Here is a 15139-nt window from a genome sequence, read left to right on the forward strand (position 1 = left end):
ATAATGCTTCTAAACTAAACATAGGGCAGGTGCTGGATTTAACGCTATTTTCAGCTTACTACCTGCTCCTTTCCTTATCCCGAACTCAGGTTAATTAATACACTACTTCCGACTCGCCACTCCCATTTATTTATTAACTACTCGTTGTTGATATTCTTGCTCAGTAATCATATCAAGAGTATTCTCTAGGCGATCGACAAATACAATACCGTCGAGATGGTCATATTCGTGTTGAAAAATCCGAGCGATAAAATCGGTTAATTCTTGCTTTTGTAAGTTGCCTTGAGAGTCAGTGTATTCCACTTCAATAGCTTGATACCGAGGAACTAACCCTCTAATTCCTGGAACACTTAAACAACCTTCCCAATCTTTGACAACTTCAGTTGAATGAGCAATGATTTTGGGATTAATCATGGCAGTAGGTTCCATTTCTGGCGCATTAGGATACCTTGCATTAGGACGGGAAGCCACAATAAATAAACGATAGGATTGTGCTACTTGAGGTGCAGCGATTCCCACACCGTTAGCCTTGGCAACAGTGGCGATTAAGTCTTCAATTAATTTTTGGATTTGCTCATCTTGAATATTCTCAACCCAAGCAGCTTTTTGGCGCAATGTTGGATTGCCTAATTGAATTATTGGTGCTAATTCAGTCATGATAAAGCTCCTTTAAGTAATGGGGCATTGGTCAAACAGGGCATGGGGGAGCCACTGGGGTGAGGCAGCCCCCGTCTTGGCGGTTCCCGTCGATAGCGCAGCGTTAGCGAGTCTTGTCCCTTGGCGTTAGCCTCTCTTTTTGGGAGAAGGGGAGACGCTAAGAGCGAACGAGCGTCTGGGGGACTGCCGAACCCGAAGGGTCTTGGGGTCTCCCCAAGTGGAGCAAGTGGCGTCATTGGGGGAGTGGAGTATGTCAGTTATTTTCAAATGACCAATGACAAATGACAAATGACAAGTGACAAACATCATCCTTCACGTCTTACGGGCAAAGGAGCAGGTTGAACTGCTAATTGGACAGTTTGCCCATTGCGTTCCACTTCTATTGGTAATTTAGTACCGATTTTGCTCTGTTCTACTAGCTTTTGTACTTCTTCAATTTTAGTAACTGGCTGGTTGTTAATGCTTTTAATTACATCACCGACTCGTAAACCAGCTACAGATGCAGGCGATCGCGGCACAATCTCAACCAGCAAAACGCCGTCATCTGCTGTAATATTTAAGCGATCGCTTGCGACATTTTTGATTCTTTCTTTATTTTCTGGTGTCAATGTCACCATTTGAACACCCAAATAAGGATGATCCACCTTGCCTGTAGCAATTAATTCTTGAGCAATCCTTTGCACAGTGTTAATGGGTATAGCAAATCCCAAACCTTGCGCGCCTCGGATAATTGCTGTATTCATTGCAACTACCTGACCGCGAGCATTGAGCAATGGGCCACCGGAATTACCAGGGTTAATTGCAGCATCTGTTTGGATGTAATCAACCCGCTTGTCACTAGCACCAATATCGCTACCAGAACGCCCTGTAGCACTAATAATTCCAGAAGTGACGGTATTATTCAAGCCTAATGGATTACCAATGGCAATTACAGCCTCTCCTGGTTGTAGGACATCGGAGTTACCCACAGATAGAGTTGGCAGATTGTTGGCATTGATTTTGATCGTTGCCACATCCGTTACTGGGTCTTCACCCAAAACTTTCCCATCAAAAGTCCGGCCATCTTTAAGTATAACAGTGACTCTATCAGCACCATCTACCACATGGGCATTGGTAACAATTTGACCAGAAGAATTAATAATAAATCCAGAGCCACTACCCCGCTCTATACGTTGTCTAGGCTGTGGGATTCCCTCTCCAAAAAACCGCCGGAAAAATGGATCGTTGCTAAATTCATCCGGTACGCGAGAAGTGATTGTTCGAGAAGAATCAATGCGAACTACCGCAGGTCCCACCTGTTGCACTACTTTCACCACAAAATTAGGATCTCCAGACGAAGAAAAAATCGGCGGGGGGGCAATTACTGGATTAGATTCTGTTGTTTTTTGGGCTTGAGTATCACCTTGCTGAGTATCAAAGGTCTTAGCAGGTAGAAGAGAGCAGCTCCCCAAGAACACCACTGCTACCCCGTATGAGAGCATCCACAACCTATAGGGTAAGCCCCTGGTTTCAATCTTTTTGGGCGCTGAGTGATGGTTTGTTATCTTCATCTGTCGTTGCTTCTCCGTGTCAGTCAGTGGATGTTAGGATCTTGCCTACTGGGTATGTCCCAAAATGATTACAACTTAAAAGCTTATTTTAGGTCTAGCGTGTCTCAATGCTAAATTAGTGCTTTCTCTTCTATTGTGACGATTAGCAGCAAAGGTGGTGGATAATGGAAATTCCCATAGAAAGTCTGTGGAGTCAGGTACTAGAGCGCCTAAAGCTTGAACTATCCCGACCTACCTTTGAAACTTGGATCAAAACTGCTAGTGCAGAGCGATTAGAAAATAATTGCTTGGTTATCCGCACTCCTAACCCATTTGCTCGTAATTGGTTACAGAAGTATTACATCAATACCATTGCTCATGTAGTACAAGATATTCTTGGTCATCCCGTGGGAATTTACATCACGGTTGCTCAAGGTGATGAAGTTTCTCATTTTAGTGAACGAGAGATTGCTTGGGAATCACCAAATTCCAGCAGTATTTCTGAAGCTGTTACTAATCACAATCATAAAACTACTGACTTAAACTCTAAATATGTCTTTTCGCGGTTTGTAGTTGGTGCCAACAATCGCATGGCTCATGCTGCTTCTTTGGCAGTTGCAGAATCTCCGGGTAAAGAGTTTAATCCTTTATTTTTATGCGGTGGTGTAGGTTTAGGTAAAACTCATCTGATGCAAGCTATTGGTCATTATCGCTGTGCAATTTATCCTGATTGTAAAATATTTTATGTTTCTACTGAGCAGTTTACTAATGATTTAATTACAGCAATTCGTAAGGATAGTATGCAAAGTTTCCGAGAACATTACCGAGCAGCTGATGTTTTATTAGTTGATGATATCCAGTTTCTTGAAGGGAAGGAATACACCCAAGAAGAATTCTTTTATACTTTCAATACTCTACATGAAGCTGGTAAACAAGTTGTCATTGCTTCCGACCGTCCGCCTAACCAAATTCCTAGCTTGCAAGAACGTCTTTGTTCTCGGTTTTCTATGGGATTAATTGCAGATATCCAAAAGCCGGATTTAGAAACGAGAATGGCAATTTTGCAGAAAAAAGCTGAGGATGAAAATATTAGTCTTCCCCGCGATGTGATTGAGTATATTGCTTCTAACTATACTTCTAATATTCGAGAATTAGAAGGAGCTTTAATTCGGGCGGTGGCTTATATTTCTATTTGGGATTTACCGATGACAGTGGAAAATATCACACCAGTTTTAGAACCGCCTAACGAAAAAATGGCAGCTACTCCAGAAGCAATTTTAAAGGTGGTGGCAGATAATTTTGATGTTTCAATAGACGACCTCAAAGGTAACTCGCGACGAAGAGAGATTAGCTGGGCGCGTCAATTAGGAATGTATCTCATGCGCCAACACACGGCTTTGAGTTTACCGAGAATTGGTGAGGAGTTTGGTGGTAAAGACCATACAACGGTAATCTATAGTTGCGATAAAATTACTCAACTTCAAGAGAGCGATCGCACCTTAGTACAAACTCTACGGGAATTGAGCGATCGCATCAATATGAACAGCCGTTCTCAAAAACCATCCTGAAGATGTCTTTTAAGTTTTCCACAAGCAGCATTGTAATAATTAGCCTGGTTGGCTGAATAATTAGTCGAGAATATTAACTAACGTATAAAAATTGATTAAATTTAACTTAGCTTGTAGAAAAATCTTATTTTTTGTGGAAAAAACTGTGGAAAACTTGATATTTTGCTAGTAAAACTTAGTTAAGTATAATTACCTTGTGGAAAATTACCTGAGTTTTTCCACAAGTTTTCCACAGATAGTCAACTTGCCTAATATCAATTTGACAATATATAGCAATCCTAAATCATTCATGAGAATTTTGTACTGTCGATACCCTCTGTCACCCCAGATGCTTCTCCTATCAAAGACGCTCTTGCTAACTTGCTTAAGAGCAGGGGTGTAAGTCGGCAGAGAGCCGCCCAACGCACTGGCTCCCCAAGGCATCAAGGGGACGGCGACAGCCGGAGGGTGAATTTTCTTACAAATCATCTAAGATTGCTATATTATGAGCAACAGACAGTAACTTCAGAGAATCAGCCCAATTGTAAAAACGAGCACTAAAACAAGCAGTAGCTAGGACGTGGCAAAACACCATCACCAAAATGTGGAACGTAGCTCATCACAAAAAGGTAAAATCTATGTTTAGAGTGATGATTAAGTAAAAAGTTTATGGACACAGCAATCAAAAAACTCACTCTGAACGAGTATCTTGTCTATGATGATGGCACAGATGTTCGCTATGAACTTGTGGATGGAGAGTTGGTTGAAATGCCACCGGAAAGCGATAGGAATAACTTGATTTCTCTCTATCTACTGTCACAGTTTCTCAAGTTTGTCCCGATTCAACTCATTCGGCATAAAGATACAGAACTCGTGGTCATAGGCAACCGGACTCGTGTACGGCTACCTGATTTAATGATATTGACACAAGAGTTACTAGAAGCGATCGCAGGCGGACGAGCGACAATCACTCCAGATATGCCTTCTCCAATATTAGTGGTTGAGGTCGTCTCTCCTGGGAAGGTAAATGAGGATAGAGACTACCGCTACAAGCGTTCTGAGTATGCTGCACGAGGTATCTCTGAATATTGGATTGTTGATGCCCAGAAAGCCCAAATTACCCAGTTGATTCTGGTAGATGGACTGTATGAAGAAACTGTATTTCAGGGAACAGACATTATTAAGTCAGCGACTTTTCCAATGCTGGATGTGACCGCAGTCCAAGTATTAACGGCTGGACAAGTCTAAAATCCAATTATGCAACAATGCAGTAATATTGACTGACTCTGAGCATTAATGCGTAGAGCACGACAGAAAGAAGAGAAGAAGGGAAAAGAAAAAAGCGAAGAGTGCAAAAGAGCGAAGTGCAACGAGCTACTAAGTCCTGAGGGGATCAGCAACCACAACCCGAAAACCCACGTTGATGTACCTATAAACACGCGAGAATTTGCCGCGACCCGCCGAACGGCAGACCCACAGAGCGCCGCCCCACGACCCACCACGGATGATCGCGATTGTTGTGAGTTTAGTTTATCGTCAGATTCCAGGATTAAGAGAAATGCAAAGGGTATTGTCACGCATTGGGATTGTTATGGGTGGATCAAATTGAAGTCAGTGCCCAAGCAGTTTTAAAACGGTTACTCACACTGCCAAAAATTATCCGTTGTTTGACCTCTGCCCAATTTTACCGTGATGAAATTATTCAGATGGGAGAGTACCGCTCTAACCCTTGTCAGCGCTATGTTCACTTGGTTTCTGTTTTATGGGGTTCGACTTGGTATTACTATCTGACAAATGTACTCGATCCGCAAATCTTAACCCAAGTTGCTAGTTATGTATTTAGGCGATCGCATAGCATACTATACAAATATTTTTATAAGGTAAAACCCTACCACAATATTTTAATAAAGATTCAAGTGCTTGCCATATTTCTTGATTGTGAGAAAAGCTGAGGACGGAAAAATAAAAGTCATAACCAATAAAGAAGCAACGAATCCATTCTATAGGTTGAATTAAGTCAGGCGCTGAGTCCCACTCATCAGGATCACCGCCCATTTAATCTGGGATCATGTAAAGACTGAAAATTTCTTTTTCAAACTCGTCGAATTCCATTCCAAGTTTGCTGCTCAGTTGGCTACTAAATTGTGTATGAAAATCATGTTGATTCTCAAAGTCTTGACGCAAATCACATATTTCTTCCAATAGTGTATAGCCAGACGGTCTATCTAATTGATTCACACATTTCATTGCCCCATAAAGACTATCTACAAAAATAATTTCAGGATCTTCTTCTTGCATAGCTGCATAGACTAATTTCACCGCTTCCGCCGCTTTTTCACGATCAATCCGCTCAGTTGAAAGCGCGATCGCTCTCTACTTCTCTCGATAAACTGGAATCAAAGCCTTTTGCTCAGGCATTAACTTTTCAATCAGCGACATAACGCCAACCTTCAGGCTGATATTCTCGCTGAATTTTCACCATCCAGTCACCTTGGGGAATAGAAATAGCTTTATGCTCCTCATGAGCTAGCAATACCGACTCTGAAAAAACACGTAAATAACTTGTACCATCTTTTTCAGATAATTCCGCCTTACCCTCAGTAAGACGATGTTTATGACCCGTAACTTTGCCTTTTGCCAAAGTTAAATGAGGTATTTTTTGCGCTTCAACCTGCTGCACAGGTAGTAAGATAACATCACCCTGACGAATTGGTTGCATGGTTTTGCTTTCGTGACATGAGTACAAATCCCACTTCGCTTTTGCTCTCAAGTTTGATTTAATTTTGGCACAAACTCTATTAAAGTAGGGCATTAGGCATTGAAAAGGGGCACAGAGGAAAAACTTACTGCAACTTACTTCTCCTCTGCTCCCCTGCTCCCCATTCCCCAATTGACATATTTTTAAAACTGTAGTCGCCAATTATGCGTTAGATAAGTTAAAGATTGAAATAGCTGGAAATTCAGACCCAGCATACCCTCATTTATCCTCTGGGACAGACTGGGCCATAAGTTCAGCAGATTTTCTCCCAAGCAGGCAGTTTATGTGAGGATTAAATCACCGCCCTAAGCGTGACCTTTGATCTTGACAATTTGCAAAAATTACCTCAATTTGACTGTTTAGCTTAGCAGCTATTCTTTTTTTTGAAATTTCCATGTCAACTCTCGTCATTGTCGAATCTCCAACCAAAGCTCGTACCATTCGCAACTACCTGCCATCAGGCTATCGGGTGGAGGCGTCTATGGGTCATGTGCGTGACCTTCCCCAGTCGGCTAGTGAAATTCCCGCTGCCGTCAAGGGGGAAACATGGGCGCAGCTAGGGGTAAATGTGGACGCCGACTTTGAACCGGTATATGTTGTCCCGAAAGACAAAAAGAAAATTGTCACCCAGCTGAAAGATGCCCTCAAGGATGTAGATGAACTGATTCTGGCAACGGACGAAGACCGGGAAGGTGAAAGCATTAGTTGGCATTTATACCAATTGCTGAAGCCAAAAGTTCCGACTAAGCGGATGGTGTTTCACGAAATTACCCAAGACGCGATCAAAAAAGCTCTGAAAAACTGCCGCAATATTGATGAGCAGTTGGTTCGTGCCCAAGAAACCCGGCGGATTTTAGATCGACTCGTGGGCTATACCTTGTCTCCCCTGCTATGGAAAAAAATCGCCTGGGGATTATCTGCTGGGCGAGTGCAATCTGTAGCCGTGCGACTTTTGGTCACCAGGGAACGCCAACGCCGCGCTTTTCATGAGGGTACGTACTGGGATTTGAAAGCTAGTTTGTCAAAGGAAAAAACCCCCTTTGGCGCCCAGTTGGTAACATTGGGAGGAACCAAAATTGCTAATGGCAGCGATTTTGACGCCGCGACCGGACAAATTATTGCAGGTCGCAATGTCTTGTTACTCAACGAAGAACAAGCGGTAGCGCTCAAAGAACGCCTAACTGGGAAAACCTGGAATGTTAACGACATCGAAGAACGCCCTGTGACGCGCAAACCGTCGCCACCGTTCACCACCTCGACGTTGCAACAAGAATCTAACCGGAAACTGCGCCTCTCAGCCCGTGACACGATGCGCGTCGCCCAGAATTTGTACGAGCAAGGGTATATTACCTATATGCGGACAGATTCGGTACATTTGTCAGATCAAGCGATCGCAGCTGCTCGGAGTTGTGTAGAAAAGCTTTACGGTCAACAATACCTCAGTCCCCAACCCCGGCAGTACACTACCAAATCCAAAGGCGCACAAGAGGCGCACGAAGCAATTCGTCCAGCAGGTAGCAGCTTCCGCACTCCCCAAGAAACTGGTTTGGGCGGTCGGGAACTTGCCGTTTACGATTTGATTTGGAAGCGGACTGTCGCCTGTCAAATGGCTGATTCTCGCCAAACTCAAATTACCGTACAATTGCAAGTCGAGGACGCTGGATTTCGTTCTTCTGGCAAACGGATTGAATTTCCCGGATACTTACGTGCCTACGTTGAAGGTTCAGACGACCCGGAAGCAGCCTTGGAAGACCAGGAAGTAATTTTGCCGAATCTAAAAGTAGGCGATCATCCTAATTGTATAGAACTAGAAGCAGTTGGGCACGAAACCCAACCGCCAGCTAGGTACACCGAAGCTTCTTTGGTGAAAACTTTAGAAAGCGAAGGTATTGGTCGTCCCAGTACCTACGCCAGCATCATTGGCACAATCATCGACAAGGGTTATGCCCATTTAGTGACTAACGCTCTCATTCCCACTTTCACCGCTTTCGCCGTCACCGACTTGCTGGAAAAACATTTCCCGGACGTTGTCGATCCTAGTTTTACCTCGAAGATGGAGCAAACCCTTGATGATATTGCCACAGGTGAAGCAAAATGGCTACCCTACTTGCAGCACTTCTATCTGGGAGACAAAGGGCTGGAAACACTGGTAAAAGAGCAGGAAAGTCAAATTGATGCCACCAAAGCTAGGACTGTAGAACTGGAAAATCTAGATGCCAAAGTCCGCATTGGGAAATATGGCCCATACATTGAAGTCGAAAATGGTGAGGGAGTTATCACCGCCTCAATTCCCAAAGACCTAACGCCAGCTGACCTCGACCCCAAACAGGTAGAAGTATTACTGCGGCAAAAGACGACTGGTCCTGACCAGGTAGGTCGCCATCCTGAAACTGGCGAACCAATTTATGTGAAAATTGGTGCTTACGGGCCTTATGTGCAATTAGGTGACAAAACCGACGAAAACCCCAAACCGAAACAAGCCTCCCTACTCAAAGGTGTCACCCCAGAAACCGTTACCTTGGAAATGGCTGTTGGTCTGTTGGCACTACCCCGGACGTTAGGGGTTCATCCAGTAACTGGCGGCAAAATCCAAGCAAGTTTGGGACGCTTTGGCCCTTATGTGGTTCATGACCAGGGTAAGGAGGGGAAAGACTACCGCTCTCTAAAAGTTGCTGATAATGTGTTGACAATTAACTTAGAACGTGCATTAGAATTGTTATCCGAACCAAAAAAGGGACGCAGTTCCACCAACAGCAAGTCCAAAGCAGCCTTACGCGAATTGGGTACACATCCAGAGGACGGGGAAACAATTAACATCTACGATGGCCCCTATGGTCCTTACATCAAGCATGGCAAAACTAATGTAAGTATCCCAGAAGGTCAAACGGTAGAAGATGTAACCCTGGTGGCGGCGCTGAACTTGTTGGCAGCTAAGACATCAACCGGGAAATCGACTCGCAAAACGAGTAAATCAACGAGTTCCAAATCTAAATCAACTGCTAAATCATCAACAACTGCTGCAAAAAAAAAGGGCACAGAAGGCTAGTACCACAAGGCGGAAGTCAAAAGTAAAAAGTCACGCATAATTATATTCCAAGCTCTTGCGCCATTTGAAATGGTATGTCTATTTTCGCCAAGCTGTACTAGTGGGAAGTCAAACAATTTTAGATTTTAGATTTACGATAGCGTAGCGTTAGCGACGTTCGCGTAAGCGTCTCCCCTTGGGAGAAGGAGCGTCTTTGAGATTTTAGATTTATTTCGCCCAAAATGGGCAAGGTATGAACCCTAAAATTCTCTTAATCCAAAATCTAAAATCTAAAATTCCTACTCATTTGTACTCAATAGTCTATCTAAAGTCCTATTTTTAACTCTTGACCCTTGATATCCATCCTTGATAGGATACAGTTCAATAGGTTCAAGTGTGATACTCTAAAAAGTAAGGGAAAACACAACGCTAAATTTTAGAAGTGGCTTATATCCCATATACGGGATTGTGTATCAGTCCGGTTAGAAGCCAGAGGTGCGAAAGTATGTCATTTTCTGCGTACCTGTTAATCAAAAATTGAGGTAGTATCTCAGGAGCGGTCAGTTCATGGACTATATAGAAAAGGTGCTGGAAAAGCTTAAGGAATTAGCTCGTAGGCTAATCGAAAGCCTATTAGGGCCAGAGGCTGAACCGGAACCGGAACTGATTCCGATTCCTGTGAATGATCGCTCACGCCGTCGCCACTAATCCCAACAGTGGTGAATCTGACCTTACAACCCTTAAGTATTCTGGCACTGCACGGGCCAAATTTAAATTTGCTAGGACAGCGAGAACCAGGAATTTATGGCTCGTTGACTCTAGCTGAAATTAACCGCCTGTTAGAAGAAGAAGCATTCAAATTACAGGCGAAAGTTTTTCCTTTACAGTCAAATCATGAAGGAATTTTGGTAGATGCTATTCATGCCGCTTTCGGACAACATCAGGGAATTCTAATTAATGCAGGAGCTTATACCCACACAAGCGTGGGCTTGCGGGATGCGATCGCTGCTGTTAATTTGCCCACAGTGGAAGTACATCTGAGTAATATTTACCGTCGGGAAGAATTTCGTCATCATTCGTACATTGCCCCAGTTGCGATCGGGCAAATAAGTGGTTTTGGCGTTCAAAGTTACTTATTGGGCTTACAAGCTTTGATAGATCATTTAAGAGTTAGAAGTTAGAAGTTAGAAGTTAGGAATTGGTCGTTGCTAGTAAAGTTAGAAATTAGCAATCTTTTATTGATTCCTCGCTCCTGACTTCTAACTACAGAATTTATGCGTTACTCTCCTATAAGTCGGTTTAAAGGAACTTTACTTGGAGCATTCCTAGGAGGAAGTTTAGTCTCTGGTAATAAAGTACAGTTTGAGAGTTACCTAGATTTAGGCAAAATGGCGATTCTGGGTATCCAGAGTTTGATTGCGTTGGGTAGATTAGATTTAGATGATTGGATAGAACGTCAGCAAGAAGAATCTCCTCATTTAGTAGTAACTGATGACATCTCGATAAAAATAATTATTGCCACATTACCAGTAGCACTCTTTTTTCACGAAAATCCGATCAAGCTACGACAAAATTTGCTGCATGTGCTGAAAATCTGGGAGGATGACCCAGTAATCAGGGATGGAACGCTAGCAGTAGGATATGTAATCGCTCTTGCCTTAACTGAAAAACTCGACCCTCTAACTCTTATCTCACAAACAATTTCTTTTATCGGAGAAACACCGACATCAATACCAAAAAAATTATTAAGAGTCCAGAATTTATTAGAGCAAGGGGCAGGATTATCAACGACGCAAGCTGAGTTTGCTAAGGAAGAAAAACTTAGTAACACTATTGCTATGGCATTCTACTGCTTTTTGAGTACGTTAGAAGACTTTCGCCTGACACTTTTACAGGCTACTCACAATCACAATTTTCAAATGCAAGATGCTACGTTTGTAAGCTTACAGACTACAGGTGCAATTGCTGGTGCTTTGTCGGGAGCATACAACGGTATAGGCGGAATTCCCGTAAATTGGCAATTGCTCTTGCAGAGGAATTCTCCAGCATGGGGACTAACTAGCTTTTCCCAAATGTTAGAATTGAGCGATACATTTGTGGCGGTGTGGTCAGGAGTGTATAATCTTACCTTAAACCCAAAAGAGTTAACAGAGGAGGAATGTGAGGTGGCTTTGCTTTCAATTTACGCAGCTCCTCGCGTTATTCGGTCGCGTTAATCTTAATTAACTAGATAAGGGGTTAAAGGTAGGCAAACTTTCGCGAAAGTATATTAATCTCATATACTAAAATTTTTCAGTAAACCCTCGGACTGATTCTGTAGCTAGCTATTGTGGCAAATCAGCAATAAAAAAGCCCCTACCACCGAGTTGCAGCCGCCGCAGATCAAACTTTCCTGATGATTGTCTTTTTTTTGAACTATCAAAGTCGGCAATTGCAGGTAGAGATAATGAAAATGCATAAATTTTTGCAGTTCTTGAACCAGCAATTGACTCACTGGCGGCGACAGTACAAAACACTACGCCGTAAGGGAAAGTTAATGAGAAGTCCCAAAGGTAAAACCCATAGAAGGGAACTTCTAAGGACTATGCTTAAGAATGTATTCTTGTTTTTATCAAAAACCAATGAGAAAAGCGAACGCCGAAAACAAGAAAGAGCGCTAAGGTCAAAGGCAAAATCTGTCAAAATTAAGAGTAGCATTTATGTAGTCGCTTTAAATTGGGTATATAAACAGCGTTACTCGGTGATTTTGGCGATCGCTGTACTGTCTCTTACAGGTATTATTGGACATAAATTATACAATCAGACTCAACTCCAAATAGGACATCCCGCGCCCCAAACGATTACAGCACCTTACATAGCTAGCATCGAAGATCAGAAAAAAACCGAAGCCGAGCGCAAAGCTGTCAGCACAAGCTCCTTACAAGTGTTGATGCTTGATACGCGAATCAACGAAAAAATCAACGAAAATTTGCAACAACTTCTAGATGATGGCAACGAAATTCGCGCTGTTGTTGGAGCTTTTCCTTTTTTTGATCCTGTAGTTTTATCCATCTCTACCCAACGTTATCTCCGCTCTTGTTCTGAGTTGCAATGGCAAGCACTGCTATCGGCTATAGAAAATAGTAAAAATCAGCAGCAGAAGCGAATCAGACAAACCACCGCTTCATCCCGGCAATCATCCATAACTGCACCCAATCAAAAACGCCAGCCGCGCATCACATCCAAATCTGATTCCCAGAGTCAAGAAAAGACAGAGCCAGTAGATTTTTCTCAAAACACTGATTTTACTCAAGGAGTAGCAGAACTAGAATCTTACCGTCTGACAACTTCTGAGAAAAGCTTGTCCTTACTGATTGCCAAAATTTCCCAAACACGTCACAGATACATCCAAGCCACTGCCAAACTTATAAAGTTAGAGACTGTTAGCCCCGAAGCAGTATATGAAGAATCTCTACTTTTGAATTTATCAGATGTGGAATGGGAAAAAACACAAATAGGAATCCATCAAAGTCTAGAGCGGATTCTCACCCAAGGCATTCCACAGGGACTGCCAAAAAATATCTTGCAAGATGCGGTGAGTTTACAATTAAAGACCTTTGTACCAGAATCCGCTGAAACTTTGGCAAAAAACCTGTTGTTAGCTGTACTCAAGCCGAATCTGCAAAAAGATGAAGAACAAACCAAACAAAATGCTCAAAAGGCTGCGGCTGATGTGCCACCCGTGATGGTGAAGGTACGGCATGGTGAGGTGATTGTCAAAAAAGGAGAGCAGATTACTGCATGGAACTTTGAGGTACTGGAGCATTATCACCTGATTCGCCGGGAGGTAAAGTGGCAGGAGTTGGTGAAATTAGGAGGCGTTATTGCGATCGCTATTGGTATTTTTGTCTGGGTAGAACGCCATATTGATTACGAATTGCGACAACGCGATCGCCTATTGGTGTTATTGCTAACTCTGAGTGTGCCAGGAGTGATTACGATCGGATTGCCTTATACCACCTGGAGCGCCCTTGGTTTATTGTTGGGAAGCTTTTACGGCCCAACTTTAGGGTTGACAGTTGTCGGCCTGCTGTGGCCGATATTAGGCATTAGCTTGGATATGAGCAAGGCTGCGCTTTTGGCTGGTGTTGGGGGAGGAATATTAGGTAGTTATATAGCCCAACGATTGCGATCACGTGAAGAGTTGGCATTATTGGGTGTTGCGATCGCCTTAACTCAGGGTGGCATTTACCTGATTGTTAAAATCTTAATTGGTCAAGTATTTGGTTCAACCTGGTATATTGTCTTCCAAGAAGCGGGATTATTTGCTTTATCTGGCTTAGGCTGGAGTGTTATCGCCTTGGGTTTGAGTCCTTATCTAGAAAAAGTTTTTGATTTAGTTACCCCAATTCGCCTAGCAGAACTGGCGAACCCTAATCGCCCTTTATTAAAACGACTCGCTACTGAAACTCCAGGAACTTTTCAACATACCTTACTTGTGGCTACTCTTGCGGAAGCTGCTGCCAAAGAATTAGGATGCAATGTTGAACTAGTCAGGGCTGGAACACTATATCACGATATTGGTAAAATGCACGACCCTCTTGGCTTTATTGAAAATCAAATGGGGGGGCCGAATAAACACGATACAGAGATTAAAGATCCTTGGAAGAGTGCAGAAATTATTAAAAAGCACGTAACTGAAGGGTTGGTGATGGCGCGCAAACACCTTTTACCTACGGCAATTCAAGCTTTTATTCCAGAACATCAAGGAACGATGCTAATTGCTTATTTCCATCACCAAGCCCAGCAAATGGCTCAGTCAGATCCAAGTTTAACTGTAGACGACGCAGATTTTCGCTACGATGGCCCAATTCCTCAATCACGGGAAACTGGAATTGTCATGTTAGCAGATTCTTGCGAAGCAGCGCTGCGATCGCTGCAAGTATCGGCTAAATCTGTGGGAGAGAAGCGATCGCTCAAAGATGTCTCCACTGAACAAGCTTTAACAATGCTCAATAATATTCTACGTGCCAAATGGCAAGAGAATCAACTCGTAGATTCAGGACTAACACGAGAAGAAATGTCACAAATTGCCCAGATATTTGTGGATGTTTGGCAGCAATTTCATCACAAACGGATTGCTTATCCGAAGTTGAAGGCTAGTGGTGCTGTACGGAATTTGTAATTAAGAAATTTAGGTTTAATCTGGGTTGCCAAACTTATTCTGTAGCGTTCTTTTCGAAAACATGTTCCATATTCTGAGCTTATATAGCCGTAGTCACAGAGGTTAGGACATAATGACAGGTGTGAATGCTAGGAACAGTAATAGTTTTACCTTCGGTATAGCTGCCTTCTGCCTCCTGCCTCCTGCCTCCTGCTATACCACAATAAGTTTAGTGTTCCAAACTTGGAGTTTGGTGTTTGGAACTGGAAGTTTGCTGTTCCAAGCTTGGAGTTTGATGTTTGGAACTAAAAGTTTGCTGTTCCAAGCTTGGAGTTTGATGTTTGGAACTGGAAATTTGCTGTTCCAAGCTTGGAGTTTGGTCTTTATACCAATTCTCTAAAATTGGACTACAGATGAGAGAATAAGAATAAACCAGATGAAGGATGAACAATGTCAGGGATATATCAGCTAGAAATTAAA

Annotated in this window: 15 protein-coding genes and 1 pseudogene; 10 read left to right on the plus strand and 6 right to left on the minus strand. The window is 42.9% G+C overall.

All coding sequences use genetic code 11. The features are described 5' to 3' along the window. Positions 1 to 126 precede the first annotated feature (126 nt). Both def and V7K89_RS26645 read right to left on the minus strand, forming a co-directional pair. Positions 127 to 657, minus strand: a complete 531-nt coding sequence (def, locus tag V7K89_RS26640; protein ID WP_322702138.1) for a peptide deformylase — start codon at positions 655 to 657, stop codon at positions 127 to 129. Between the two features lie 305 nt (positions 658 to 962). Then, positions 963 to 2207: an HhoA/HhoB/HtrA family serine endopeptidase gene (locus tag V7K89_RS26645; RefSeq protein WP_335192574.1), complete on the minus strand. Its 1245-nt coding sequence runs from the start codon at positions 2205 to 2207 to the stop codon at positions 963 to 965. Between the two features lie 164 nt (positions 2208 to 2371). Between V7K89_RS26645 and dnaA the strand changes: the two genes are divergently transcribed. Continuing rightward, entirely contained in the window at positions 2372 to 3754 is a 1383-nt protein-coding gene (gene dnaA, locus V7K89_RS26650) for a chromosomal replication initiator protein DnaA (protein ID WP_335192576.1), read from the plus strand. A 204-nt stretch (positions 3755 to 3958) separates the two neighbouring features. Here dnaA and V7K89_RS26655 read toward each other — a convergent pair whose 3' ends face one another. Next, the gene (locus V7K89_RS26655) at positions 3959 to 4222 is read right to left on the minus strand and encodes a hypothetical protein (protein ID WP_335192578.1); all 264 of its coding nucleotides are present in this window, start codon (positions 4220 to 4222) and stop codon (positions 3959 to 3961) included. Between the two features lie 180 nt (positions 4223 to 4402). Between V7K89_RS26655 and V7K89_RS26660 the strand changes: the two genes are divergently transcribed. From V7K89_RS26660 to V7K89_RS36125, 3 genes and pseudogenes are all read left to right on the plus strand, one after another. Then, on the plus strand, positions 4403 to 4981 hold the full coding sequence (locus tag V7K89_RS26660) for a Uma2 family endonuclease (RefSeq protein ID WP_335192580.1): 579 nt from the start codon (positions 4403 to 4405) through the stop codon (positions 4979 to 4981). 199 nt (positions 4982 to 5180) lie between these two features. Continuing rightward, a complete protein-coding gene (locus V7K89_RS36120) occupies positions 5181 to 5342 on the plus strand; it encodes a hypothetical protein (RefSeq protein ID WP_442941768.1) in 162 nt (53 codons plus the stop codon). Positions 5343 to 5382: 40 nt separating this feature from the next. After that, a pseudogene (locus V7K89_RS36125) lies at positions 5383 to 5553 on the plus strand (IS4 family transposase); the annotation flags it as partial. Positions 5554 to 5788: 235 nt separating this feature from the next. Here V7K89_RS36125 and V7K89_RS26670 read toward each other — a convergent pair. Continuing rightward, entirely contained in the window at positions 5789 to 6031 is a 243-nt protein-coding gene (locus V7K89_RS26670; protein ID WP_335192582.1) for a hypothetical protein, read from the minus strand. Between the two features lie 127 nt (positions 6032 to 6158). After that, on the minus strand, positions 6159 to 6452 hold the full coding sequence (locus V7K89_RS26675; protein WP_335192584.1) for a hypothetical protein: 294 nt from the start codon (positions 6450 to 6452) through the stop codon (positions 6159 to 6161). A 433-nt stretch (positions 6453 to 6885) separates the two neighbouring features. Here V7K89_RS26675 and topA point away from each other — a divergent pair, with 433 nt between their 5' ends. The 4 genes from topA to V7K89_RS26695 all read left to right on the plus strand — a co-directional run bounded on the left by topA (position 6886) and on the right by V7K89_RS26695 (position 11732). Further along, positions 6886 to 9537, plus strand: a complete 2652-nt coding sequence (gene topA / locus V7K89_RS26680; RefSeq protein ID WP_335192586.1) for a type I DNA topoisomerase — start codon at positions 6886 to 6888, stop codon at positions 9535 to 9537. Positions 9538 to 10083: 546 nt separating this feature from the next. Next, a complete protein-coding gene (locus V7K89_RS26685; protein WP_012410890.1) occupies positions 10084 to 10224 on the plus strand; it encodes a hypothetical protein in 141 nt (46 codons plus the stop codon). Between the two features lie 17 nt (positions 10225 to 10241). Further along, positions 10242 to 10697, plus strand: coding sequence for a type II 3-dehydroquinate dehydratase (gene aroQ / locus V7K89_RS26690; protein WP_442941769.1), 456 nt, complete (start codon positions 10242 to 10244; stop codon positions 10695 to 10697). Positions 10698 to 10790: 93 nt separating this feature from the next. Beyond that, positions 10791 to 11732, plus strand: a complete 942-nt coding sequence (locus tag V7K89_RS26695) for an ADP-ribosylglycohydrolase family protein (RefSeq protein ID WP_335192590.1) — start codon at positions 10791 to 10793, stop codon at positions 11730 to 11732. Positions 11733 to 11840: 108 nt separating this feature from the next. On the opposite strand, the gene V7K89_RS26700 is transcribed toward V7K89_RS26695, so the two are convergent. Next, positions 11841 to 12032: a hypothetical protein gene (locus V7K89_RS26700; RefSeq protein WP_335192597.1), complete on the minus strand. Its 192-nt coding sequence runs from the start codon at positions 12030 to 12032 to the stop codon at positions 11841 to 11843. Here V7K89_RS26700 and V7K89_RS26705 point away from each other — a divergent pair. Continuing rightward, positions 11963 to 14680 carry an HD family phosphohydrolase gene (locus V7K89_RS26705; RefSeq protein WP_335192593.1) on the plus strand — a complete coding sequence of 906 codons (2718 nt, stop codon included), beginning with the start codon at positions 11963 to 11965 and terminating at the stop codon, positions 14678 to 14680. The genes V7K89_RS26700 and V7K89_RS26705 overlap by 70 nt on opposite strands. A 112-nt stretch (positions 14681 to 14792) precedes the next feature. Continuing rightward, the gene (locus V7K89_RS26710; protein WP_335192595.1) at positions 14793 to 15059 is read left to right on the plus strand and encodes a hypothetical protein; all 267 of its coding nucleotides are present in this window, start codon (positions 14793 to 14795) and stop codon (positions 15057 to 15059) included. Positions 15060 to 15139 lie beyond the last annotated feature (80 nt).

The sequence above is a fragment of the Nostoc sp. genome (genome assembly GCF_036917515.1).
GTDB lineage: Bacteria > Cyanobacteriota > Cyanobacteriia > Cyanobacteriales > Nostocaceae > Nostoc.

Coding starts and splice junctions, on each gene's coding strand:
- V7K89_RS26670 (WP_335192582.1), bottom strand. CDS start 6,031: ATGCAAGAAGAAGATCCTGAAATTATTTTTGTAGATAGTCTTTATGGG.
- def (WP_322702138.1), bottom strand. CDS start 657: ATGACTGAATTAGCACCAATAATTCAATTAGGCAATCCAACATTGCGC.
- V7K89_RS26710 (WP_335192595.1), top strand. CDS start 14,793: ATGACAGGTGTGAATGCTAGGAACAGTAATAGTTTTACCTTCGGTATA.
- topA (WP_335192586.1), top strand. CDS start 6,886: ATGTCAACTCTCGTCATTGTCGAATCTCCAACCAAAGCTCGTACCATT.
- V7K89_RS26675 (WP_335192584.1), bottom strand. CDS start 6,452: ATGCAACCAATTCGTCAGGGTGATGTTATCTTACTACCTGTGCAGCAG.
- V7K89_RS26705 (WP_335192593.1), top strand. CDS start 11,963: ATGAAAATGCATAAATTTTTGCAGTTCTTGAACCAGCAATTGACTCAC.
- V7K89_RS26685 (WP_012410890.1), top strand. CDS start 10,084: ATGGACTATATAGAAAAGGTGCTGGAAAAGCTTAAGGAATTAGCTCGT.
- V7K89_RS26655 (WP_335192578.1), bottom strand. CDS start 4,222: ATGATTTGTAAGAAAATTCACCCTCCGGCTGTCGCCGTCCCCTTGATG.
- V7K89_RS26645 (WP_335192574.1), bottom strand. CDS start 2,207: ATGAAGATAACAAACCATCACTCAGCGCCCAAAAAGATTGAAACCAGG.
- dnaA (WP_335192576.1), top strand. CDS start 2,372: ATGGAAATTCCCATAGAAAGTCTGTGGAGTCAGGTACTAGAGCGCCTA.
- V7K89_RS26695 (WP_335192590.1), top strand. CDS start 10,791: ATGCGTTACTCTCCTATAAGTCGGTTTAAAGGAACTTTACTTGGAGCA.
- V7K89_RS26660 (WP_335192580.1), top strand. CDS start 4,403: ATGGACACAGCAATCAAAAAACTCACTCTGAACGAGTATCTTGTCTAT.